The organism is Azomonas agilis (genome assembly GCF_007830255.1).
Taxonomy (GTDB): Bacteria; Pseudomonadota; Gammaproteobacteria; order Pseudomonadales; family Pseudomonadaceae; genus Azomonas; species Azomonas agilis.
This window is the reverse complement of the sequence record NZ_VLKG01000003.1, coordinates 198,866-219,877: the sequence shown is the minus strand read 5'-3', so window position 1 is coordinate 219,877 and position 21,012 is coordinate 198,866. Positions and strand designations below refer to the sequence as shown.

The 21,012-nt window shown below is 53.3% G+C and carries 21 protein-coding genes; 14 read left to right on the top strand and 7 right to left on the bottom strand.

Annotation, left to right across the window (positions count from 1 at the left end):
- Positions 1–22: 22 nt before the first annotated feature.
- The 6 genes from LX59_RS05745 (at position 23) to LX59_RS05720 (ending at position 4,854) form a co-directional block, all read left to right on the top strand.
- On the top strand, positions 23–928 hold the full coding sequence (locus tag LX59_RS05745) for an energy transducer TonB (RefSeq protein WP_144570892.1): 906 nt from the start codon (positions 23–25) through the stop codon (positions 926–928).
- A 90-nt stretch (positions 929–1,018) separates the two neighbouring features.
- Positions 1,019–1,606, top strand: coding sequence for a YqgE/AlgH family protein (locus LX59_RS05740; protein ID WP_144570891.1), 588 nt, complete (start codon positions 1,019–1,021; stop codon positions 1,604–1,606).
- Positions 1,603–2,037 carry a Holliday junction resolvase RuvX gene (ruvX, locus tag LX59_RS05735; protein WP_144570890.1) on the top strand — a complete coding sequence of 145 codons (435 nt, stop codon included), beginning with the start codon at positions 1,603–1,605 and terminating at the stop codon, positions 2,035–2,037. Before LX59_RS05740 ends, ruvX begins: the two co-directional genes overlap by 4 nt.
- A 12-nt stretch (positions 2,038–2,049) precedes the next feature.
- Positions 2,050–2,559 (top strand): bifunctional pyr operon transcriptional regulator/uracil phosphoribosyltransferase PyrR, encoded by a 510-nt coding sequence (pyrR, locus tag LX59_RS05730; RefSeq protein WP_144570889.1) that lies wholly within the window; start codon positions 2,050–2,052, stop codon positions 2,557–2,559.
- A 10-nt stretch (positions 2,560–2,569) separates the two neighbouring features.
- A complete protein-coding gene (locus LX59_RS05725; RefSeq protein ID WP_144570888.1) occupies positions 2,570–3,580 on the top strand; it encodes an aspartate carbamoyltransferase catalytic subunit in 1,011 nt (336 codons plus the stop codon).
- Complete coding sequence (locus LX59_RS05720) at positions 3,580–4,854, top strand: dihydroorotase (RefSeq protein ID WP_144570887.1); 1,275 nt, start codon at positions 3,580–3,582, stop codon at positions 4,852–4,854. Before LX59_RS05725 ends, LX59_RS05720 begins: the two co-directional genes overlap by 1 nt.
- Before the next feature lie 28 nt (positions 4,855–4,882).
- Here LX59_RS05720 and LX59_RS05715 read toward each other — a convergent pair whose 3' ends face one another.
- Positions 4,883–5,290 carry an NINE protein gene (locus LX59_RS05715; protein ID WP_144570886.1) on the bottom strand — a complete coding sequence of 136 codons (408 nt, stop codon included), beginning with the start codon at positions 5,288–5,290 and terminating at the stop codon, positions 4,883–4,885.
- A 305-nt stretch (positions 5,291–5,595) separates the two neighbouring features.
- Here LX59_RS05715 and phnD point away from each other — a divergent pair, with 305 nt between their 5' ends.
- The 4 genes from phnD to LX59_RS05695 all read left to right on the top strand — a co-directional run bounded on the left by phnD (position 5,596) and on the right by LX59_RS05695 (position 9,309).
- The gene (phnD, locus tag LX59_RS05710) at positions 5,596–6,513 is read left to right on the top strand and encodes a phosphate/phosphite/phosphonate ABC transporter substrate-binding protein (protein ID WP_144570885.1); all 918 of its coding nucleotides are present in this window, start codon (positions 5,596–5,598) and stop codon (positions 6,511–6,513) included.
- A 97-nt stretch (positions 6,514–6,610) separates the two neighbouring features.
- Entirely contained in the window at positions 6,611–8,251 is a 1,641-nt protein-coding gene (locus LX59_RS05705) for a sigma-54 interaction domain-containing protein (RefSeq protein WP_246118684.1), read from the top strand.
- A 241-nt stretch (positions 8,252–8,492) separates the two neighbouring features.
- A complete protein-coding gene (locus LX59_RS05700; protein ID WP_170234338.1) occupies positions 8,493–8,753 on the top strand; it encodes a DUF2790 domain-containing protein in 261 nt (86 codons plus the stop codon).
- 232 nt (positions 8,754–8,985) lie between these two features.
- Positions 8,986–9,309 (top strand): hypothetical protein, encoded by a 324-nt coding sequence (locus LX59_RS05695; RefSeq protein WP_144570883.1) that lies wholly within the window; start codon positions 8,986–8,988, stop codon positions 9,307–9,309.
- 64 nt (positions 9,310–9,373) lie between these two features.
- Here the strand turns inward: LX59_RS05695 and LX59_RS05690 are convergent, their stop codons facing one another.
- Positions 9,374–10,381 (bottom strand): class 1 fructose-bisphosphatase, encoded by a 1,008-nt coding sequence (locus tag LX59_RS05690; RefSeq protein WP_144570882.1) that lies wholly within the window; start codon positions 10,379–10,381, stop codon positions 9,374–9,376.
- Between the two features lie 216 nt (positions 10,382–10,597).
- Between LX59_RS05690 and LX59_RS05685 the strand changes: the two genes are divergently transcribed.
- The 3 genes from LX59_RS05685 (at position 10,598) to LX59_RS05675 (ending at position 15,598) form a co-directional block, all read left to right on the top strand.
- Complete coding sequence (locus tag LX59_RS05685; protein WP_144570881.1) at positions 10,598–12,919, top strand: Tex family protein; 2,322 nt, start codon at positions 10,598–10,600, stop codon at positions 12,917–12,919.
- Between the two features lie 345 nt (positions 12,920–13,264).
- On the top strand, positions 13,265–14,596 hold the full coding sequence (locus LX59_RS05680; RefSeq protein WP_144570880.1) for a dicarboxylate/amino acid:cation symporter: 1,332 nt from the start codon (positions 13,265–13,267) through the stop codon (positions 14,594–14,596).
- 135 nt (positions 14,597–14,731) lie between these two features.
- Positions 14,732–15,598: an isocitrate lyase/PEP mutase family protein gene (locus LX59_RS05675; protein WP_144570879.1), complete on the top strand. Its 867-nt coding sequence runs from the start codon at positions 14,732–14,734 to the stop codon at positions 15,596–15,598.
- Positions 15,599–15,825: 227 nt separating this feature from the next.
- Here the strand turns inward: LX59_RS05675 and znuB are convergent, their stop codons facing one another.
- Genes znuB through LX59_RS05660 form a run of 3 tightly spaced genes read right to left on the bottom strand, consistent with a single transcriptional unit; the run spans position 15,826 to position 17,874 of the window.
- Complete coding sequence (gene znuB / locus LX59_RS05670; RefSeq protein ID WP_144570878.1) at positions 15,826–16,611, bottom strand: zinc ABC transporter permease subunit ZnuB; 786 nt, start codon at positions 16,609–16,611, stop codon at positions 15,826–15,828.
- Positions 16,604–17,386: a zinc ABC transporter ATP-binding protein ZnuC gene (gene znuC, locus LX59_RS05665; protein WP_144570877.1), complete on the bottom strand. Its 783-nt coding sequence runs from the start codon at positions 17,384–17,386 to the stop codon at positions 16,604–16,606. The genes znuB and znuC overlap by 8 nt, the downstream gene beginning before the upstream one ends.
- Positions 17,383–17,874, bottom strand: coding sequence for a Fur family transcriptional regulator (locus LX59_RS05660; protein WP_144570876.1), 492 nt, complete (start codon positions 17,872–17,874; stop codon positions 17,383–17,385). Before LX59_RS05660 ends, znuC begins: the two co-directional genes overlap by 4 nt.
- 61 nt (positions 17,875–17,935) lie before the next feature.
- On the opposite strand from LX59_RS05660, the gene LX59_RS05655 reads away from it, so the two are divergent.
- Positions 17,936–18,853 carry a zinc ABC transporter substrate-binding protein gene (locus LX59_RS05655; protein ID WP_144570875.1) on the top strand — a complete coding sequence of 306 codons (918 nt, stop codon included), beginning with the start codon at positions 17,936–17,938 and terminating at the stop codon, positions 18,851–18,853.
- A gap of 7 nt (positions 18,854–18,860) precedes the next feature.
- Here LX59_RS05655 and LX59_RS05650 read toward each other — a convergent pair whose 3' ends face one another.
- Positions 18,861–20,339 (bottom strand): ATP-binding protein, encoded by a 1,479-nt coding sequence (locus LX59_RS05650; protein ID WP_144570874.1) that lies wholly within the window; start codon positions 20,337–20,339, stop codon positions 18,861–18,863.
- Positions 20,339–20,998, bottom strand: a complete 660-nt coding sequence (locus LX59_RS05645) for a response regulator (RefSeq protein WP_144570873.1) — start codon at positions 20,996–20,998, stop codon at positions 20,339–20,341. The genes LX59_RS05650 and LX59_RS05645 overlap by 1 nt, the downstream gene beginning before the upstream one ends.
- Positions 20,999–21,012 lie beyond the last annotated feature (14 nt).

Here is a 21,012-nt window from a genome sequence, read left to right as displayed (position 1 = left end):
TTATTTTGGCTTTCTTGTCCCAATGACTGCTGCTCTGTCTCCCTCATTGCCTCGTACCTTTAGCCTCAAAGCTTCCAATCGGTTGGGTTTGACCCTATCTATTGCGATACTGGTACACCTGTTACTGATCCTTGGATTGGGTTTTCACCAAGAACCTCACCCCAAACCCATCAGTAAGACTTTGGATATAGCCCTGACGATTGTTAAAAGCCCTGAGCGTCCGAAAGAAATCGACTTCATTGCCCAAGAAAACCAAATCGGCAGCGGCGAACAAGTCCGCAAAACGCCGCCTAAAACCAACGACTCCACCCCTATCCGTAAACAAGACGTACAAAAGGTGGTGACTAAAAGCCCACCGCCTGAAGTACAGCAACAACAAACCCCTAAAGCGGTAGTAACCACAAAAGCACAGAAACCAGAAAAAGCACCGGTGCAAGCACAGCCCGACCGTGTGACACCGCCCCGCCCCAAGACAGAGCCTGCGCCAGTCTTTGACAGTTCGACCCTCAGTGCTGAAATTGCCAACCTTGAAGCTGAACTGGCCCAAGATACCGAGCGTTATGCCAAGCGCCCACGGGTACACCGCTTAAACGGTGTTTCCAGCGCCAGCGACATCAGTGCTTGGTATCGGGATGAATGGCGGAAAAAAGTCGAGCGCGTTGGCAACCTAAATTACCCTGAAGAAGCCAAGCGCCAGAAAATTCATGGCAGCCTGCGGGTGTTAGTCACCATCAACCGCGATGGTACGGTGGCCGAACTAAAGGTTTTAGAGTCCTCAGGGCAACCGGTACTGGATAATGCGGCTCTGCGCATTGTGCGCTTATCCGCACCCTTTGCGCCTTTTACCGGAGACTTAGCCCGTCACTATGATCAGATCGAGATTATTCGTACGTGGCGTTTTGAACGGGGCGATCGCCTGACCAACTAACTAAAGAATGGGTATCGGGTTATTCCAGATTCGGACAGGGTCTGCAATGGAGTGTAGCCTGAAGCCTTTCCACACCTTAAGCTAATCGGCATGAAAACGACCACACCCCGTTATCTGACTCATCAGTTGCTGATTGCCATGCCCCACATGGATGATCCGCAATTTGCCCAGACCCTGATCTATTTAATTGAACACAGTCCCGGCGGTGCTACCGGGTTAATCATTAACCGCCCTAGCTCCGTCACCCTTGCCGATATTTTAGAGCAGGTGCGCCCTCAGCCTGAGCCCTCAGCCCTGAGCCAACACATAGGCATTCATTCGGGCGGGCCGGTACAGACAGAGCGGGGCTTTGTACTGCACCCTAAATGCTCCTCAGAGTATGCCGCTACCTTGCAGCTTGGCACTCTGAACCTAACCAGCTCTCAAGATGTACTATTTGCGATTGCTGAAGGCGAAGGCCCAGAGCATTACTTAATCGCTTTGGGCTACTCAGGCTGGAATGCGGGCCAACTGGAGCGCGAATTAGCCGACAATGCGTGGCTCACCTGCCCACTGGAGGACGAGCAACTGTTCGACATCCTGTTCAAGCAACCGGACGAGCAACGCCTACAGAGTGCGGCCCAACGGCTCGGAGTCACGAACCTCAACCTATTAAGCAGCCAAGTGGGGCACGCATGAGCGCGGTGCGTTTGGTGCTCGGCTTTGACTACGGAACCCGACAAATTGGTGTTGCTGTGGGGCAGGCCATTACCGGGCAAGCGCGTGAACTCTGCACCCTGAAGGCTCGCGATGGCATCCCTAATTGGGATCAGATTGAAGCTTTGTTGCGTGAATGGCAGCCCGACGCTCTCGTCATTGGCTTACCCTTGAATATGGATGGCACCCCGAGTGAGATGAGTGCGCGGGCTGAAACCTTTGCTCGAAGGCTTCACGGACGCTTCAAATTGCCCGTACATACTCAGGATGAACGCCTAACCACCTTTGAAGCCAAAGGCCAACGGATGCAACAAGGTCAATACGGTGGTTATCGTGATCGCCCTGTAGACGCGCTGGCGGCTGTCCTGATGTTAGAAAGCTGGTTGGCGGAGCATGTACCTGCCCAAATTTAAGGAGTGCCCAACATGATGTTACCTCGCCCTGAACAGCTTCTACCCCACATGGCGAACGCCCTACAACGCCACTTACAGGAGCATCAGATTCAGGAGCCGCGCTTTGTGGGGATCCGCAGCGGGGGTGTTTGGGTAGCCCAAGCCCTGTTGGACGCTTTGAACTTAGAGCAGCCCTTAGGAATCTTGGATGTTTCCTTTTACCGCGACGACTTTACCCAAAAAGGCTTAAATCCTCTGGTGCAGCCCTCAGAATTACCCTTTGAGGTTGAAGGTCAACATCTGGTGCTGGTGGATGACGTGCTGATGACCGGACGTACCATCCGAGCAGCACTCAATGAGCTGTTTGACTACGGTCGCCCTGCCAGCGTTACCCTCGTATGCCTTTTGGATTTAGACTCGCGCGAATTGCCCATTCAACCGGATGTGGTGGGAGCAACACTCAACCTTTCTCCTGAACAACGGGTAAAATTGCAGGGCCCCGCCCCGCTTGCCCTTGAACTTAAAACCCTCGCCCTCCAATAAGAGTCCTGACATGCTGCCGACTGATGCCAAGCGTCCGCTCCAGTTGAACGACAATGGCCAGCTACGCCACTTTTTGTCCCTAGACGGCCTGCCCTGTACGCTTTTGACCGAAATTTTGGATACCGCCGACTCCTTCTTGGAAGTAGGCTCCCGTGCGGTCAAAAAAGTCCCGTTGTTGCGTGGCAAAACGGTATGCAATGTGTTTTTTGAAAACTCTACCCGCACCCGAACCACCTTTGAGCTAGCCGCCCAAAGGCTGTCTGCGGACGTGATTACCCTCAACGTCTCCACCTCATCGGCCAGTAAAGGCGAAACCCTGTTTGACACCCTGCGCAATCTGGAAGCTATGGCCGCCGATATGTTTGTGGTGCGCCATGCCGAATCGGGCGCGGCTCACTTTATGGCCGAATTTGTATGCCCAGACGTAGCCATCATTAACGGGGGAGATGGCCGCCATGCGCATCCCACCCAAGGCATGCTGGATATGCTGACTATTCGTCGGCATAAAGGGGATTTCAAGAATCTATCGGTGGCGATTGTCGGCGATATTCTGCACTCACGGGTAGCTCGCTCCGACATGCTGGCCCTAAAAACCCTCGGCTGCCCTGATATTCGCGTAATTGGCCCTAAAACCCTGTTACCTGCGGGCTTAGAGCAATATGGTGTGCGCGTGTTCCACAATTTGGAAGAAGGGTTGCGCGACGTGGACGTAATCGTGACTCTGCGCTTGCAGCGGGAGCGGATGCAAAGCGGCCTGCTGCCCAGCCAAGGTGAATTTTATCGGCTGTATGGTTTAACCAGCGAGCGCCTCAAAGTGGCTAAACCCGATGCCCTCGTCATGCACCCCGGCCCCATCAATCGTGGGATTGAGATTGAATCAGCGGTAGCAGATGGCAAGCAATCGGTCATTTTGAATCAAGTCACCTACGGCATTGCGGTGCGCATGGCGGTTTTATCCATGACCATGAGCGGACAAAACGCCCAACGACAACTCAACCAAGAAACCCGGGAGCTGAATTAATGCGTATCTGTATCCTAGGGGGACGGGTGATTGATCCCGCCACGGGTTTGGATCGACAAACCGACCTGTATATAGATCAAGGCCGCTTCGTGGCTTTTGGCACAGCCCCCGCCGGTTTTGTAGCCGAACAGACCCTAGAAGCCCACGGATTGGTGATTGCTCCGGGCTTGGTGGATCTAGCCGCTTCCCTGCGTGAACCCGGTTATGGACGTAAAGGCAGCATCGCCACCGAAACCCAAGCCGCTCTGGCCGGTGGTGTTACCAGTCTGTGCTGTACACCCGATACCAAGCCTGTATTAGATAGCGCCACCGTCGCTGAGCTGGTACAAGATCACGCACGGGAAGCTAAAAAAGCACGGGTCTTTCCCTTAGGTGCTCTTAGCCAAGCGCTTGCGGGAGAGCAGGTTGCAGAACTTGTAGCGTTACGGGAGGCAGGCTGTGTGGCCTTCAGTAATGGACTGACGGAGTTTGGCAGCGCCCGTAATCTGCGCCGCGCCCTAGAGTATGCCGCCACCTTTGATTTGACTGTTGTGCTGCATTCGCAAGATCAAGCCTTAGCAGAAGGAGGCCGTGCCCATGAAGGCGCTGCGGCCAACTTCTTAGGTTTAGCCGGAATACCAAGCACCGCTGAAACCGTTGCTTTAGCGCGCCAATTACTCTTGGTGGAAGAAACGGGCGTGCGCGCCCACTTTACCCAACTGACCAGCGCCCGTGGCGTTCAGATGATTGAAGAGGCTCAGGCGCGGGGCTTAGCGGTAACGGCAGATGTGGCCCTGTACCAACTGATTCTCACCGACGAATCCTTATACGGATTTTCCAGCCTGTACCATGTGCAACCGCCGCTGCGCTCAATCAGCGACCGAGAAGCCTTACGCAGCGCGGTACAACGCGGTGTGATTTCAGCTATCGCCAGCCACCATCAGCCCCACGAAGCTGATGCTAAACGTGCGCCCTTTGGTGAAACTGAACCGGGCATCAGCAGCCTAGATATCTTCTTACCTTTAGCACTGACACTGGTACAAGACGGCTTGCTGGATTTACCTACCCTGCTGCAACGCTTAACCCAAGGGCCAGCGCAAGCCTTACAACTGCCGGTAGGTCAGATCAGCCAAGGAGCCCCCGCTGATCTGGTGATTTTTGATCTACAAACCACAACGGTCGCAGGAGAGCCTTGGTACTCCAAAGGACATAACAGTCCTTTTATTGGCCACTGCTTACCCGGCATGGTGCGCTACAGCTTGGTGAATGGCGAAATTCGCTACCAAGCGGAATGACCAACAACGCACTGAGAAGGCCAACTTCTTAGTGCGTTCGCTGCTGGGCGTTTTGAAGGGTAATCTGATCGTTGAGCGTCCAAAAATCGTACAAAATACCCACGAAAAACAATCCCCCCGTACACAGATACAGCAGGCCGGTAAACCACTTCCCCTGATAGAAGCGGTGTACCCCAAAAATGCCGAGAAAGGTCAGTAACAACCAAGTGACGTTGTAATCCAGCGGCCCAGCCATAAAGCGTAAATCGGCCTCACGATCCATCGCAGGGATCAGGAAAAAGTCGATAATCCAGCCCACAAATAGCAGCCCTAGGGTAAAGAACCACAGGGTTCCTGTGACCGGCTTGCCGTAATAAAACCGATGTGCGCCCAAAAAACCTAAAACCCACAGGGCATAGCCTATGACTTTGCTGTGCGTATCGTTATTCGGAGGCATCCACCTTACTCCTTGATGTTGAGCAAAACTTTATCTGCAAGAAAGGGCTATTTCAGTGCAGGATTTCTAAAAAATGTGCGCCGAATGCTCAATCAGTTGGAAAGGCTCTACCGACAAAAGCCCAGAGCCTGTTCATGAATGTCATGCTTTGGCGTTAACTGTACTCTTTTGTTCCATTTAAGTGACCTATTTCCTTGATTTTGCGGTCTTTAGCGCTGCGTGGAACGGAGCTTGCTGTGTCTTTTTAAAGACCGCCCGGTGGGCGGAAGGACGTAGCAATACAGCCCTTAAGGTGATCATTTTTCATGAAAATCATCAAATGTGGACTCCTACCGGGTGAGTCACGTGCCGTTGTAGAACGTCTCAACGAGCCCCTGCGTGCTTACCTCGAACAGTATTTGGGTTTGCCCGTGCAGTTGGTGGTGGGCGATAATTATGTAGCCACAGGCGAAGCCCTACGGCGTGGCAAGCTGGATTTAGCTTACCTTGGCCCAGTCACCTATATTCTGCAAAGCCGAGGAACCGGACTAGAACCCTTTGCCCGCCCCAACCACGGTGGCAGCATCGGCCCCACCTTTAAATCCGCGATTATTGTGCCTGTCGATAGCCCCGCCGAAACCCTGTCTCAACTGAGAGGCGGGGAGATTGGCATGGGTGACTTGGCCTCCACCTCCGGCGCTTGGGTACCACGGCATATGCTGTTGGATGCAGGCCTGACGATGGATAAAGACTATGTGCGTCGTACCTTGGGAGCACACGACAACGTAGCTAACGCCGTAGCCCATCGACGTGTGACCGCCGGTGGAGTCTCTTTACCCATTTTGCACCGCCTGTTAGCTGATGGGCGGATTGATGGAGATGCCATCCGCATCTTGGCTGAATCCCCCCCTATTCCCGAATATATGTGGACCTTCCGCGAAGGACTGCCTGAGGATTTGCGCGAGCAGATGCGCCAAGCCTTCATTAACCTGCGTGATCCGGTTATTTTGAAGCTGTTTAGAGCACAATCTTTCATCCCATCGGTGGATGCGGATGTAGACCGAGTACGGCGCTGGATGGAAAATATTCTGCAAGCCCGCTTCCAGCCCTATGGTGAAGGCATAACCTGTCCACAAACAGAACCGGAAGAGTTACCCTCAGGCCGCCGTAAGCAAAACCTAGCCTCTGGGATTGTGCTCCCTTGGCGGGGAGCTGAAGGGCGCAACCGCTCCCCTCTTAGCTAACCCAACCCCCTTTAGCTCTAGTACACAATGGAGGAAAGCGAGATCAAGGGGGCATACCCCACCTCCTATACAAGCAGGAGACACTCGCGTAATCAGCATGAGTATTCAGGGGATTCGCCCAAAATCCAGCTCCGATCTTACTCAGTCGGAGCGCATCTCGACCCCTAGCCTCGGTAGGGCAAAGCCGGTTGCCAGTCAGTTAACGGAATGCCGCCACTACTTTTTTTTGCCTTGGCTGCTGCGCATGACCCATGAGCTGACACAAACGGGGGATCTTGCGGCGGTTGCACGCATCATGCTGGAACTGATGCAACAGCAACTTAGGGTAGAACGTGCCTCCATCAGTTGTTATGACGAGCGCACAGGGCAAATGCTGGTTCACGAGCACTGTGGCCTCAGTGCAGAACAGTTGCTGTTTGGCCTGTGGAATCCGGGGGAACACCTGACCCGCCAAACTCTAGCCCAAGGCCAAGCGGTTATTATTCCAGACGTGCGTCAAGAACCAGAGCTACTGGCCTTTTATCAACGCACTCAGCCCCTTGCTGATACGGAAGTTTTGTCCTTCATCTGCATTCCCTTGACCCGTCAAGACCGAGTATTGGGCAGCATCAACCTTGAACGTCCCTACGACAGCCTCAAGCAACTGAGGTGGGATGCAGAAATGCTATCAGCACTGGCTGCGCCCCTCGCCCAAGCCGCTGAGTTGCAACTGATGCAAACCACATGGCATACCGCGCTAAAGAAAGAAAACCGCCAACTGCACTCAGCCCTACGGGGCCGCTTTAATCCAAACAACATTATTGGCCACTCCAAACCCATGCGGGCCGTGTATCGGATGTTGGAAAAAGTTACCCGGGCCAAAACTACGGTACTTATTTTGGGCGAAAAAGGCGTGGGTAAAGCCTTAGTCGCCCATGCCATCCACTACAATGGCCCTTGGGCGGATAAACCCTTTGTCAGCTTTAGCTGCGCCAACCGCTCTGAAGAGCTGATTGAACGCGAGTTGTTTGGCTACGAGCAGGGAGCCTTCCCCGGAGCCACAACTCAGCGCCGTGGACGTTTTGAGCAAGCCAATGGTGGCACGCTGTTTTTGGACGAAATTGCTGAACTGCCGTTGTCTATGCAGGCTAAGTTACTGCGCGTACTCCAAGAAAAAAGCTTCGAGCGACTCGGCAGCAGTGTCACTATTCAAGTGGACTTACGTTTGCTTGCCGCCACCAGTCGCCCCCTCAAACACTGTGTGGCCGAAGGAACATTCCGTGAAGAGCTGTACTACCGGCTCAATGTGTTCCCCATTAATGTGCCACCCTTGCGCGAACGTCTGCTGGATATTCTGGCTTTGGCGGAGCACTTTGTGGGTCGCTACGCCCTAACCTTAGGCATCGAAGCCCCTAAAATCAGCTCTGCGGCCTTAAGCATGCTCACCCACTACCATTGGCCGGGCAATGTGCAAGAGCTGGAGCATGTGATAGAGCAGGCCTTATTGTGTTCAGAAGGGCAACTGATTGAGCCCAAACACTTACCCTGCTCTCTGCACCCCCCCTCACTACCTGAGCCACCGGTTCAGGATTTATTGGATACCCGCCTAGGTATTGCCGAACGCAAAATCATTATTGAGGCTTTGACCCAAACTCGGGGTAACACCACCGAGGCGGCGGCTCAACTAGGGCTTACCCGGCGTATGTTGGGTTTGCGGATGCAAAAGTACGACTTGCACTATAAGGATTATCGCGTTTAATCCCCGAAGCATTAACCGCTTCAGGCAGAGGCGGTTTTATTCCACACCTGAAAACTCTCCATCATACATCAGACTTAGTGTCAGGATTGTGAACAAGATCGGGATAATCTGGGTAGCTAAGTCCTCTTATTCCCCAAAGACTTGGGGATTAATATGACCTCCAACGAAACGAAAAACCTTCAGACCACCGCGATGCCCTCAGTGACACCACAACGGGACGGCCTGAACTTTGGAGGTCATGATGAAAGGCTTTACTGCTACCACCTTACTGATGCTGTGTATGCCCTTGGCGGCCTTAGCCAATGAGCCTTTAGAGGTGGAAGATTATCGCTACGGTATGGATCTGGACATTAAACAGGTGATCTCGGTGAAGTCCGAACAACCGGATAACTTCAGTTCAAGTTGTGTGCCTGTTAAAGAAGAGATGATCTACAAAGACTCTCAAGGCCACGAGCATGACCTGAAATACCAAGTGATGAGTACCGATTGCAATAACGGTTAAAGGGTGGGCTAGAGTCGTCAGCCGTTTCCTTAAAGCCCCAAAGGGTCACTTTGGGGCTTTTTTATTTGCCCCACGCCAAGCTCGCCCAGCAGCGCCAACGCCCATAAAATGGTCGGATAGGCAGCATTACATCCGTATTACCGGGTAGGATATCCCAGTAAAACCGGCATTAATCCAACGGAGGAAGCGAGAACAGGAATACACATAGTCTGGGGGTTCTCGCGCACTATTCATGAACGTCAACGTCTGGGCCTTAAATAAACACCGAGATATCCGCCACGCTCTGTTACGACTGCACGCGCAATTAGGTACTGAAGCCTTTTTGATTGATACGGCGACCTCTCCCGATCCCCGCACCCTCTATTTACTGCACAAAACTGATGCGGGTGTGCGCGCTTGGTTACATACCCTAGGCCAAACTCAGGGTCATTATGGGGTGCATCTGGAATATCCGGGCACCAATAGCATGGATATCCACGAAGATCTCTCCCTGAATGAACTGGTGAGAGTAATGGCTAATCACTTTGATGTACCCATCATCCAGCCGCTGTCTTAACAGAAGCAGCCGTTTAAGCAAGCACCCCCTGCTATAAACGGCTATCCCACAGTCTGGCCACTAACTATTGATGGTAACGGGTAACGCGCTCCACCTCTTGCTTAGAGCCTAAAAATACTGCCACACGCTGGTGTAAAGACTCAGGCTGAATATCCAAAATCCGCTGATGACCGTTAGTAGATACCCCACCGGCTTGCTCAATGATGAAGGACATGGGATTGGCTTCGTACATTAAGCGCAGTTTGCCGGGCTTTTCGGGCTCACGGGCATCGCGTGGGTACATAAAAATGCCCCCACGGGTCAGAATGCGGTGTACATCGGCCACCATGGAAGCAATCCAACGCATGTTGTAGTTTTTCTCCAGTGGGCCTTCTGTACCGGCCAACAACTCACTGACGTAGCGCTGCACGGGCGCTTCCCAGTGGCGCTGGTTGGACATATTGATGGCAAACTCAGCGGTGGTTTCTGGGATACGAATGTCGTCGTGGGTCAGGACAAAGGAGCCGCGCTCACGGTCGAGGGTAAAACCCTTAACCCCATCGCCTAACGTCAACATCAACATGGTTTGGGGGCCGTAGATCGCATAGCCCGCGGCGACTTGCTGGGTACCCGGCTGTAAAAAGGCTTCTTCGCCCAGTGGGTTATTTTGGCTGAAATCTTTAGCCGGACAACGCAGTACCGAAAAAATAGTACCTACGGAAACGTTCACATCAATGTTGGAGGAGCCATCCAGAGGATCGAACACCAGCAGATAAGCGCCTTTAGGGTACTTACCAGGGATTTGATAGGCTTTATCCATTTCCTCCGAAGCCATGCCCGCCAAGTGACCGCCCCACTCGTTAGCTTCCAGCAGAATTTCGTTAGACATCACGTCCAACTTCTTCTGCACCTCGCCCTGTACATTTTCAGTCCCCATGCTGCCTAACACACCGCCCAAAGCCCCTTTAGAGACGGCATGGCTGATTTCTTTACAGGCCCGCGCGACGACTTCAATTAAAAAGCGTAAGTCAGCGGGCGTGTTATGGCTACGAGTCTCTTCAATCAGATAGCGACTCAGGCTTGTGCGTGACATGGAAAAAGCTCCATCCATTGAGGAAAAAACGAACAGCAGTTTAGCGCTTGTACCTTACAAAATCTGTAGTTTCTGGGAGCAAATTCACGGGAACTGGCTGGCCATTAGCCTGCTTTTGGAAACCTAATCAGAACAACAAACCTAGGGAAAGGTTGTCCTATAATCCTGCCCTCACGCAGGCTGTGACCTGCTGGCTTCATCGACTTAGGTAGGCTTATGGATAGCATCAATCAACGCATTGCCGAAGAACTGGGCGTTCGCCCGCAACAGGTAGCGGCCGCCGTGGCGCTGCTGGATGAAGGCTCCACCGTGCCCTTTATCGCCCGTTACCGTAAAGAAGTGACCGGCAGTCTGGACGACACCCAACTGCGTCACTTAGAAGAGCGTCTGCGCTACCTGCGTGAGCTGGAAGATCGACGGACAGCGATTCTGGCCAGCATCGAAGAACAGGGCAAACTCACGCCTGAATTGGCCCGCGACATCGCCCAAGCCGACACCAAGGTACGGCTGGAAGACCTCTACCTGCCGTATAAAACCAAGCGCCGTACCAAGGGCCAAATTGCCTTGGAAGCCGGTCTTGGCCCATTGGCTGAAGCGCTGTTTGCCAACCCGACCCTCAGCCCTGAAACCGAAGCCGCCGCCTTTGTGGATGCTGATAAAGGCATCGCCGATGTCAAAGCGGCTCTGGAAGGCGCGAAATACATCCTGATGGAGCGCATGGCCGAAGATGCCGCGCTGCTGGAAAAAGCGCGCACCTTCCTCAAGCAAGAATCCACCCTGAGCGCGCGGGTGGTGGCCGGTAAAGAGCAAGAGGGCGCGAAGTTCAGCGATTACTTTGAATACGACGAGCCGCTGCACAGCCTGCCGTCTCACCGTGCCTTGGCGGTATTTCGGGCGCGCAATGAAGGCATTATCAGCGCGACTCTGAAGGTCGGCGAAGAATTACCCGGCACTCAGCATCCTTGTGAAACCCTGATTGCCCAGCACATCGGCTTTAAACCCCAAGAGCGTGCGGGGGATAAGTGGCTGTCCGAGGTGGTGCGCTGGACGTGGAAGGTTAAACTCTACACCCATCTGGAAACCGACCTCTTGGGCGAGCTGCGCGATAAAGCGGAAGAAGAAGCCATTCGCGTGTTTGCCAGCAACCTGCACGACCTGCTGTTGGCCGCGCCCGCAGGCCCACGCGCGACCTTGGGCCTCGACCCCGGTTTGCGTACTGGCGTGAAGGTGGCGGTGGTGGACAGCACCGGCAAGCTGTTGGATACCAGCACCATTTATCCCCATGCGCCGAGAAATCAGTGGGATCAATCCATCGCCGAGCTGGCCAAGCTGTGCGCCAAGCATCAGGTGGATTTGGTGTCCATCGGCAACGGCACTGCCAGCCGCGAAACCGATAAGCTGGCCGCTGAGCTGATTAAAAAACACCCAGAGCTTAAGCTGACCAAAATCATGGTCAGTGAAGCCGGCGCTTCGGTGTATTCGGCCTCGGAATTGGCCGCGAAGGAGTTTCCAGAGCTGGATGTTTCTCTGCGCGGTGCAGTGTCTATTGCCCGCCGTCTGCAAGATCCACTGGCCGAACTGGTGAAAATTGACCCCAAATCCATTGGCGTGGGCCAGTACCAACACGATGTTTCCCAAGTCAAATTGGCGCGCAGTCTGGATGCGGTGGTGGAGGATTGCGTGAACGCCGTGGGTGTGGACGTGAATACCGCCTCCAGCGCCTTACTCAGCCGTATTTCCGGTCTTAACCAAACGCTGGCGCAAAACATCGTGGCGTTCCGCGATGCGAATGGCGCTTTCCCCAACCGTGCCGCACTGAAAAAAGTACCGCGTTTGGGCGAGAAAACCTTCGAGCAGGCTGCTGGCTTCCTGCGGGTGATGAAGGGCGATAACCCGCTGGATGCCTCTGCCGTTCACCCGGAAGCCTATCCGGTGGTGAAACGCATTGCCGAAAGCAGCCAGCGCGATATTCGTTCTTTGATTGGCGACTCCAGCTTTTTGCGTCAGCTCGATCCGAAGCAGTTCACCGACGAGCATTTCGGGCTGCCCACCGTCACCGACATTCTGAAAGAGTTGGACAAACCGGGCCGCGATCCACGCCCTGAGTTTAAAACCGCCAGCTTCCAAGACGGCGTGGAAACCCTTGCTGACCTAAAACTGGGTATGCAATTGGAGGGCGTGGTCACCAACGTCACCAACTTCGGTGCGTTTGTGGATATTGGCGTGCATCAAGACGGTTTGGTGCATATCTCCGCGCTGTCGGAGAAGTTCGTCAAAGACCCGCGTGAAGTGGTGAAGGCTGGCGACATTGTTAAGGTCAAGGTGATGGAGGTCGATATTCCCCGCAAGCGCATTGCCCTGTCCATGCGGATGGGCGATACCCCCGGTGAGAAAATTGAGGGCGCGAAGCCGAGTGGTGGTGCTAAGCGCAATGAGCGCTCGGTTCGTCCAATACCTCAAGCCAATACACCGGCTGCAACGCCTGCCAATCCAGCTATGGCGGCTTTGTTTGCCAATGCCAAACAGTTACGCAAGTAACGAAATTCTAAAACCGCTTTATTCTGGGGGGTGGTGCCTATTCTGCACTCCCCCTCTCATGCCAAGAATCTCGAATCACCTCAATCTGGCGAATTTCCGCCCATCTCTACAAAAATCCTGAAGTATTTTGGCGATGCTCCGCCACACATAGGGCTTTTTATTGACTAAAAAAATAATAACCTGTTGTTTTTAAACATAAAAACCAGCATGGCATAAGGCTTGCCCCATAGGTTTCGTGATGCAGGTATTTCCTGAATCGAACAATAAGAACCCCTTCTGGATCAATAGAAGGCCCATGCGTCAACTGGTCGATACCGCATCGGTATAAACCCGTGGAGACTTCCTATGACTGCCGTTTCGCAAGCTATTGATGTGCCTACCGTCGAAAGACAGCCCTTTTATAAGACCCTGTATTTCCAAGTTATTGTTGCCATCCTGCTCGGCATCTTGCTGGGACACTATTACCCACAAATCGGCGAACAGCTCAAACCCTTAGGGGATGCGTTCGTTAAGCTGATTAAGATGGTGATTGCCCCCATCATCTTCTGCACCGTAGTCACTGGCATTGCCGGTATGCAGAACATGAAAGCGGTCGGCAAAACCGGGGGCTATGCCCTACTGTATTTCGAGATCGTCTCGACCGTCGCGCTGATCATTGGTTTGGTCATCGTGAATATCGCTCAACCGGGCGTGGGCATGCATGTAAATCCCGCTACTCTGGATCATGGCAGCATTGCTCAATACGCGGCGGCGGGTGAAAAACAAAGCACCATTCAGTTCTTAATGAACGTCATCCCCAGCACAGTGGTAGGTGCCTTTGCCCAAGGTGAAATCCTTCAGGTGCTGTTTTTCTCGGTATTCTTCGGCTATGCCCTGCATCGTTTAGGCGAGCGCGGCCGTCCTGTCTTTAACTTTATTGACCAAGTCTCCCACATCTTCTTCAACATCATTAACGTGATTATGAAGGTCGCTCCCATCGGTGCCTTTGGTGCTATGGCCTTTACCATCGGCAAGTACGGTGTGGGAACCCTGGTGCAGCTTGGCCAGTTGATGCTGTGCTTTTACATCACCTGTGTACTCTTTATTTTGATTGTACTGGGCGGCATTGCCCGTGCCCACGGCTTTAGCATCCTCAAGTTCATCAAGTACATTCGTGAAGAGCTGCTGATCGTTCTGGGCACTTCGTCTTCAGAATCCGCTCTGCCACGCATGCTGGCGAAGATGGAAAAATTGGGCGCGGAGAAATCCGTTGTAGGTCTGGTGATTCCTACCGGCTACTCCTTCAACTTGGACGGCACCTCCATCTATCTGACGATGGCGGCGGTGTTTATCGCCCAAGCGACTGATACTCCGATGGATTTATCCCATCAAATCACCTTGCTGTTGGTGTTGCTGGTAGCCTCCAAAGGCGCTGCTGGGGTGACAGGTAGTGGATTTATCGTGCTGGCTGCAACTCTGTCAGCAGTGGGTGGTTTACCCGTAGCCGGTCTGGCCCTAATCCTGGGGATCGACCGCTTTATGTCCGAAGCCCGCGCCCTGACCAATCTGATTGGTAACGGTGTCGCCACTATTGTCGTGGCAAAATGGTGCAAACAACTGGATACCCAGCAATTAGATCAAGAGCTTAACCAAGGGCCACAAGCTGTGGAGTACGCCGAAGCTAACAAAGTAGCCTAAATCTATTTGATAGAAAGCTAAGGACTTGCTTTGATTGGCATCTGCCGGTATTTGTCGATACTCCCGTACCGGAGTATCGACAGATTGCTCTGGTAGAGACACTCCTTTCTTGTTTAATTGCCAAGTGGTGCCTTTATGCAAAAAAGATTTTCCCACCATAGCCTGCGCAACGACTTTCGTAAGTTATTGCAATCTAACCAGTGCTATCACACCGCCTCCGTTTTTGACCCCATGTCTGCGCGTATTGCTGCTGACCTTGGGTTTGAAATGGGCATTTTGGGCGGCTCTGTGGCTTCCTTACAGGTATTGGCGGCTCCTGACTTTGCCCTGATTACTTTGAGCGAGTTTGTAGAACAAGCCATCCGCATCGGTCGAGTGACTCGTTTACCCATCATTGCCGATGCTGATCACGGTTATGGTAATGCCCTGAACGTAATGCGCACGGTGGTTGAGCTAGAGCGCGCTGGCATTGCCGCTTTAACCATTGAAGACACGCTATTACCGGCCAAGTTTGGCCATAAATCTACCGATCTGATCGGCATTGACGAAGCAGTCGGTAAGATTCGTGCTGCCTTGGAAGCTCGTGTCGATCCCGCCTTAAGCATCATTGCTCGCACTAATGCCAAGGTCATTAGCACTGAAGAAGTGATCCAGCGGGCCAAAGCCTATGAAGCCGCCGGAGCAGACGGCATTTGCATGGTGGGTGTAGCAGACTTTGAGCACTTGGAGCAAATCGCCGAACATTTGAAGGTTCCGCTGATGCTGGTGACCTACGGCAACCCCAAACTACAGGACAACGAGCGCTTGGCCCGCTTAGGCGTTCGAGTGATTGTGAACGGTCATGCCGCTTATTTTGCGGCGATTAAAGCGACTTACGATTGCCTACGGGAACAGCGCCAAATAGCCGCCTGCGATCTGAATGCTTCGGAGCTCTCCGTGAAATACTCCACCGCCGACGAATACATGGTGTGGGCGGAAGAGTTTATGCAGGTGAAGGAATAGGAATAACCAGAACTAACCCAAAGACTCTTTTCAAGAGCTAATTAAACGGCTTTGAGTACAGGGCGGGAGGCTGAACAGGGAGATGCGGGGAGGTTGGCACAGCCAAAAGCACGTCACCTTCGGCGGTAGACTACCCGGACAGCTAAGAGGCTGGAGAGGTCGCAAAGGCTATCTTTGTAAAAGCTATCTTTGCAGAGACTATCTCTAACGCCTCCCGAAACCGGTGCTTAGTCCGGCTTTGGCCACATAAAGCCGAGCAAAAACAGTGCGGCAGCGCTCACCACAATGGATGGCCCGGCTGGAGTATCGGCAAACCAAGACAGCGCCAATCCTACACAGACTGCCAACATACCCAATAGACTGGCTCCAAGTGCCATTTGTTCAGGCGTGCGCGCATGTCGTTGTGCTGCTGCTGCGGGAATAATCAGCAGCGAAGTAATCAGCAACACGCCGACGATTTTCATTGCTACCGCAATCACCACCGCAATCAGCAGCATAAAGGCCAAACGCACGGCCACAACCGGAACCCCTTCTACCCGTGCCAACTCCTCATGCACGGTAATGGCTAATAAGGGCCGCCACAGGTATAGCAGCAATACCAGCACCAGCAGGCTACCGCCTAGCATCCAGAGCAAATCGTCGCTGGTCACGGCCAGTAAGTCGCCAAACAAGTACCCCATCAGATCAATGCGAATCTCACGCATAAAACTTAAGGTCACTAAACCCAGCGATAAGGTGCTGTGGGCCAAAATCCCCAATAGGGTATCGGAGGCTAAGGGTTGGCGTTGTTGCAGCAGTACTAAAACCACGGCCAATAAAACGCAACCTAGGGTAACGGCCAGCATTGGGCTGATATCGAGCAGCAATCCCAGTGCAACCCCGAATAAAGCCGCATGGGATAGGGTATCCCCGAAATAGGCCATACGCCGCCACACCACAAAGGAGCCCAGCGGCCCCGCTACCAAGGCCAGTACTAAACCGGCAATCAGGGCATTCACTAGAAACTCAGGCATCCTGATTAGACTCTTTATGAGGCGTAGGACAACAGGGGATGGAGGGCACAATATGGCCCTGCATGTCGTGGCGGTGATCGTGCTGATGTCGATACAAGGCTAAACCTGCCGTTTCTGCGCCAAATAAGGCCACAAAAGCCGGATCGGTACTGACTTGGGCTGGATGACCGGAACAGCAAATATGGTGATTCAAGCACACCACGCGGTCGGTGGTATTCATCACCAGATGCAAGTCGTGGGAGATCATCAACACCCCGCAGCCATATTGATTGCGGATGCGGGTGATCAGTTGGTACAGCTCAATCTGTCCGCTGACATCAACGCCTTGTACGGGCTCATCCAGCACCAGCAATTGAGGTTGGCGTAATAACGCCCGCGCCAGCAGCACCCGCTGTAATTCCCCGCCGGAAATTTTTTGCACTGGACTGGCCAGCAAATGGGCGGCCCCTGTATCTCTCAAGGCTTGCGTAATAGTCTGGTGATCTGCCTGAGGTACCAGCCGTAAAAAGCGCTCAACAGTCAAAGGCAGTGTGGCTTCTACATGCAGCTTTTGCGGCATATAACCAATACGCAGCCCCGGTTTGCGCCACACCTGCCCCGAAGTCGCCTTCAATAACCCCAACACGATGCGCACTAGGGTGGTCTTACCTGCTCCGTTGGGGCCGATCAGGGTCACAATCTCGCCTTGATGCACCTCCAGTTGGGCATCGACTAACACCGCTTGCTGGGCAAAGCGCATCTGAACGTCGTGCAAACGGACTAAAGTTTCCGTCATTTGGTCGCCGCCTGACATTGAGCACAGAGCCCTACCACCTCAACCATTTCTCCTTCAATCCTAAAATCGACGGCTTCAGCCGCTGCATGAATAGTCGCACTGATGGCAGGCGAATCCACCTCAATCGCGGTATGACATACCCGGCAGATGAGAAAATGACTTTGGTGCGCATGGGCAGGATGGGTGCAGCCAATGAAGGCATTTAACGAAGCCAGCCGGTGAATCAGATGATTTCCCAGCAAAAAATCCAAGGCTCGATACACCGTAGGCGGAGCTGCACGTCGCCCATCTTCCTGACTGAGCACGGCCAAAATATCGTACGCGCCCAAGGGTTTATGGCTTTGCCAAATCAGCTCCAGCACGCGCCGGCGTAGGGCCGTCAAACGTACACCTTGACGGCTGCATAACGCGTCAGCCGCCTGCAATGCCTGATGAACGCAGAGGTTGTGGTCATGCTCCGTACAGGCAATAGGTAATGATGGATTCATGGCAGCGACGCATTAAGTGAGGGACGTTATTATATAACTCATCCTTATGTGCGAGGTTGTCATGCGCCGTATTTTTTCATTCACCCTGTTGATTTTTGGGACAATGGCGCTTGGCTCTGCCCAAGCTCAGCCTCAGATACTCACCAGCATTAAACCGCTGCAACTGATCGCCGCTGCGGTGCAGGATGGCGTAGGTGAGCCTGATGTATTGCTCCCTGTGGGAGCCTCTGCCCATCATTACAGCCTGCGACCTTCGGACATACGCCGCCTGCATCAAGCCGATCTGTTTTATTGGATTGGCCCCAGTATGGAAGGCTTTTTGGTCGAAATACTGAAGCAGCGACCTACAGGCACTCAAGCGGTACAGGAGTTACCTGATCTACAACTGCAGTATTTTGGCGACTCCGATCATCAGCATGACGCAGAAACCGATCATGCCGATGCTGAACATAAACCGGGCAGCCTCGATGCTCATCTGTGGCTGTCTTCTGTCAATGCGCGCCAGATTGCCCGGCGAATGGCCGAAGACTTAAGCCAACTCGATCCCAGCCACGCCCAAACCTATCAAGACAATTTAGCCGCTTTTATCCAGCGTTTGGATCAGTTAGACCAGCGCTTAAAACAGCAGCTCACACCCGTTGCGGATAAGCCGTTTTTTGTGTTTCACGAGGCCTATAACTACTTCGAACAAGTCTACGGGCTAGCACACCGAGCGGCCTTCCACTTTAGTGAGGAAAATACGCCCGGAGCGCGGTATGTGGCTCAACTGCGCACTCAATTACAAGACGCGGGGCCAAGCTGTCTGTTCAGCGAGCCGCCAGTACGGCCTCGCCTTGCTCAGAGCCTGACTCAGGGCTTGCCCGTTACCTTAGCCGAGCTCGATGCACTGGGCGGCTCAATTCCGGTCACAGCCCAAGGCTATGAGCAACTTTTAGAACAGATAGCCCAGTCGCTCAGTCGGTGTTTAAGTACGCTGTAACCCTAGCCTAAGAAGTTGCATCCGCTGGGGCCGGAAGATGGCGCGGCAGCTCAACCCGTACAGACAACCCACCAAAGCATGAGGCTCCCAGCTCTATGCGTCCTTGGTGAAGCTCAAGGATACGCGCCACAATGGACAGCCCTAAGCCCGCGCCCTGCCCGGCCCCTAGACGAAAGAACCGCTCAAAGAGTTTATCCCTGAAGGCCGCAGGTACACCCGGCCCACTGTCTTGTATCTGTAGACTTAAATAGTCCTCGTGGGCTTCCAACTGAACCTGAATCACTCCAGCCTCTGGGGTGTATTGAATGGCGTTGCTGAGCAAGTTTTGCAGCAAGGTGCTGAAATTCGCGGCATCCATGAATAGCTGATAATCCTGAGTTTCATCAGCCTCTAAGGTCAGCTCTTGATGGCGGGCTAAAGCCAAAGGCGTAATCTCAGCCAATTCGGTACGCGTGACACTCAAAGCATTCAATCGTTGGATATTAAGTTGTATCGCTTGGGGCTCTAAACGTGCAAAGGTGAGTAGTTGGCTAACCACTCGGGTAGCTCGTTCCACCCCTGTCCCCAGATTACGCAGCGCATGCATACGTTCAGATTCTGTTTGCGCTGCTAAAGCGTTTTGCTGGTGAATGCGCAATACCGCAAGCGGGGTGCGCAGTTCGTGGGCGGCATCGGCCAAAAACTGCTTTTCCCGCTCAAGGAGCCGCCGCACCTGCAACAGTAAGCGATTTAGGGAAGCCGCAATGGGTTCTAGCTCACGCGGTAATGGGCTGATCAGCAATGGAGACAAATTATCAGGGGCACGGGTTTTAAGCAGTTGGGTCATATATTCCAAAGGCCGCAACCCGTAATGAACCGCAAACCAAATAAATATCGCCAACAGGGGCAAACCTACGACATCTGGCATCAGGTTATGGCGCATGATTTTCTCAATCAACTCACCCCGTACATCATCCCGCTCGGCAGCCAAAATCCATAGATCATCCACATGGTCATGGAGCAGAAACAATCGCCATAGATATTCCCCCAACATCAAGCTGTGGTAGCCCCCAAGGTGCGGATGGCTAAAAGGGTCTTTGATATCAGAGGCTAAGCCATGTGACTCCAGCAATACATGCAAAGCATCATCTGGGATACTGGCAGAGTGCAAAATGCGCCGTCCCCGTTGGGTAAAGACCTGAAATCCCACTTTAGTTTCATAGGGATGGCCCTGTAGCAAGATATTGGTGGAGGCGGGTAAATCCTCCTGTCCCTTATGATGCAAAGCCGCCTCATCCAGCATTTGTTGCAGAGAGCGCAGCGTGCTGGGGTTCATATTGCGGTGCAACAATCCACTGAGCAAGCGCGTACTTTGGGCAAGCTGAGCATCAAACAGCTCTTCTACCTCGTGGCGGGCATCGTAATAGCTTTTGTAGGAGATGATGGGTAAAAACAGCCCAAAAATACTCAGCACCAGCAACAAGATTCGCGTGCGTAAGGAGCGCATTAGACTTTTTCCACCAAGTAGCCTACGCCACGCACGGTACGAATCAGGTCAGAGAAGAGTTTTTTACGCAGATAATGGATGTGTACTTCGAGGGCATTGCTTTCGATTTCCTCCCCCCAACCGTATAGAGTCTGCTGTAAGCTGTCCCGTGTGAATACACGCCCCGGTTGTGCCAGCAGCTCGTGCAGCAGCAAGAACTCTTTGCGCGATAACACCACGGGCTGTCCTTGGTACTCCACCTGCTGGGTAGCCGGATCCAGTTGGATGCCCCGATACTCCAACACAGGCTGCGGACGATTAACGCTGCGGCGCAGCAAAGCCCGCATTCGGGCTTTTAACTCTTCCACATCAAAGGGTTTAATGAGGTAATCGTCTGCACCGCAGTCCAGTCCAGCAATGCGGTCACTGGTGGCATCCCGAGCTGTGAGAATCAGCACTGGGACTGGATTATGTTCTGAGCGCAGGTGTTTAAGTAGGCTCAATCCGTCCATACGGGGCAGACCCAGATCGAGCAACACCAAGGCAAAGTGCTCCGATTTGAGGGCATGCAGCGCACTTTGCCCATCCTGTAGCCAATCTACGGTATAGCCTTCAGGCTTTAGGGCGATGCGAATCCCCTCGCCTAGCTGGACATCATCTTCCACCAGTAAAATCCGCATACGCCCCAACCTCC

Excerpts from the sequence above, each read along its gene's own strand:
- LX59_RS05745 (WP_144570892.1), top strand. The coding sequence starts at position 23 with ATGACTGCTGCTCTGTCTCCCTCATTGCCTCGTACCTTTAGCCTCAAA.
- LX59_RS05740 (WP_144570891.1), top strand. The coding sequence starts at position 1,019 with ATGAAAACGACCACACCCCGTTATCTGACTCATCAGTTGCTGATTGCC.
- ruvX (WP_144570890.1), top strand. The coding sequence starts at position 1,603 with ATGAGCGCGGTGCGTTTGGTGCTCGGCTTTGACTACGGAACCCGACAA.
- pyrR (WP_144570889.1), top strand. The coding sequence starts at position 2,050 with ATGATGTTACCTCGCCCTGAACAGCTTCTACCCCACATGGCGAACGCC.
- LX59_RS05725 (WP_144570888.1), top strand. The coding sequence starts at position 2,570 with ATGCTGCCGACTGATGCCAAGCGTCCGCTCCAGTTGAACGACAATGGC.
- LX59_RS05720 (WP_144570887.1), top strand. The coding sequence starts at position 3,580 with ATGCGTATCTGTATCCTAGGGGGACGGGTGATTGATCCCGCCACGGGT.
- LX59_RS05715 (WP_144570886.1), bottom strand. The coding sequence starts at position 5,290 with ATGCCTCCGAATAACGATACGCACAGCAAAGTCATAGGCTATGCCCTG.
- phnD (WP_144570885.1), top strand. The coding sequence starts at position 5,596 with ATGAAAATCATCAAATGTGGACTCCTACCGGGTGAGTCACGTGCCGTT.
- LX59_RS05705 (WP_246118684.1), top strand. The coding sequence starts at position 6,611 with ATGAGTATTCAGGGGATTCGCCCAAAATCCAGCTCCGATCTTACTCAG.
- LX59_RS05700 (WP_170234338.1), top strand. The coding sequence starts at position 8,493 with ATGAAAGGCTTTACTGCTACCACCTTACTGATGCTGTGTATGCCCTTG.
- LX59_RS05695 (WP_144570883.1), top strand. The coding sequence starts at position 8,986 with ATGAACGTCAACGTCTGGGCCTTAAATAAACACCGAGATATCCGCCAC.
- LX59_RS05690 (WP_144570882.1), bottom strand. The coding sequence starts at position 10,381 with ATGTCACGCACAAGCCTGAGTCGCTATCTGATTGAAGAGACTCGTAGC.
- LX59_RS05685 (WP_144570881.1), top strand. The coding sequence starts at position 10,598 with ATGGATAGCATCAATCAACGCATTGCCGAAGAACTGGGCGTTCGCCCG.
- LX59_RS05680 (WP_144570880.1), top strand. The coding sequence starts at position 13,265 with ATGACTGCCGTTTCGCAAGCTATTGATGTGCCTACCGTCGAAAGACAG.
- LX59_RS05675 (WP_144570879.1), top strand. The coding sequence starts at position 14,732 with ATGCAAAAAAGATTTTCCCACCATAGCCTGCGCAACGACTTTCGTAAG.
- znuB (WP_144570878.1), bottom strand. The coding sequence starts at position 16,611 with ATGCCTGAGTTTCTAGTGAATGCCCTGATTGCCGGTTTAGTACTGGCC.
- znuC (WP_144570877.1), bottom strand. The coding sequence starts at position 17,386 with ATGACGGAAACTTTAGTCCGTTTGCACGACGTTCAGATGCGCTTTGCC.
- LX59_RS05660 (WP_144570876.1), bottom strand. The coding sequence starts at position 17,874 with ATGAATCCATCATTACCTATTGCCTGTACGGAGCATGACCACAACCTC.
- LX59_RS05655 (WP_144570875.1), top strand. The coding sequence starts at position 17,936 with ATGCGCCGTATTTTTTCATTCACCCTGTTGATTTTTGGGACAATGGCG.
- LX59_RS05650 (WP_144570874.1), bottom strand. The coding sequence starts at position 20,339 with ATGCGCTCCTTACGCACGCGAATCTTGTTGCTGGTGCTGAGTATTTTT.
- LX59_RS05645 (WP_144570873.1), bottom strand. The coding sequence starts at position 20,998 with ATGCGGATTTTACTGGTGGAAGATGATGTCCAGCTAGGCGAGGGGATT.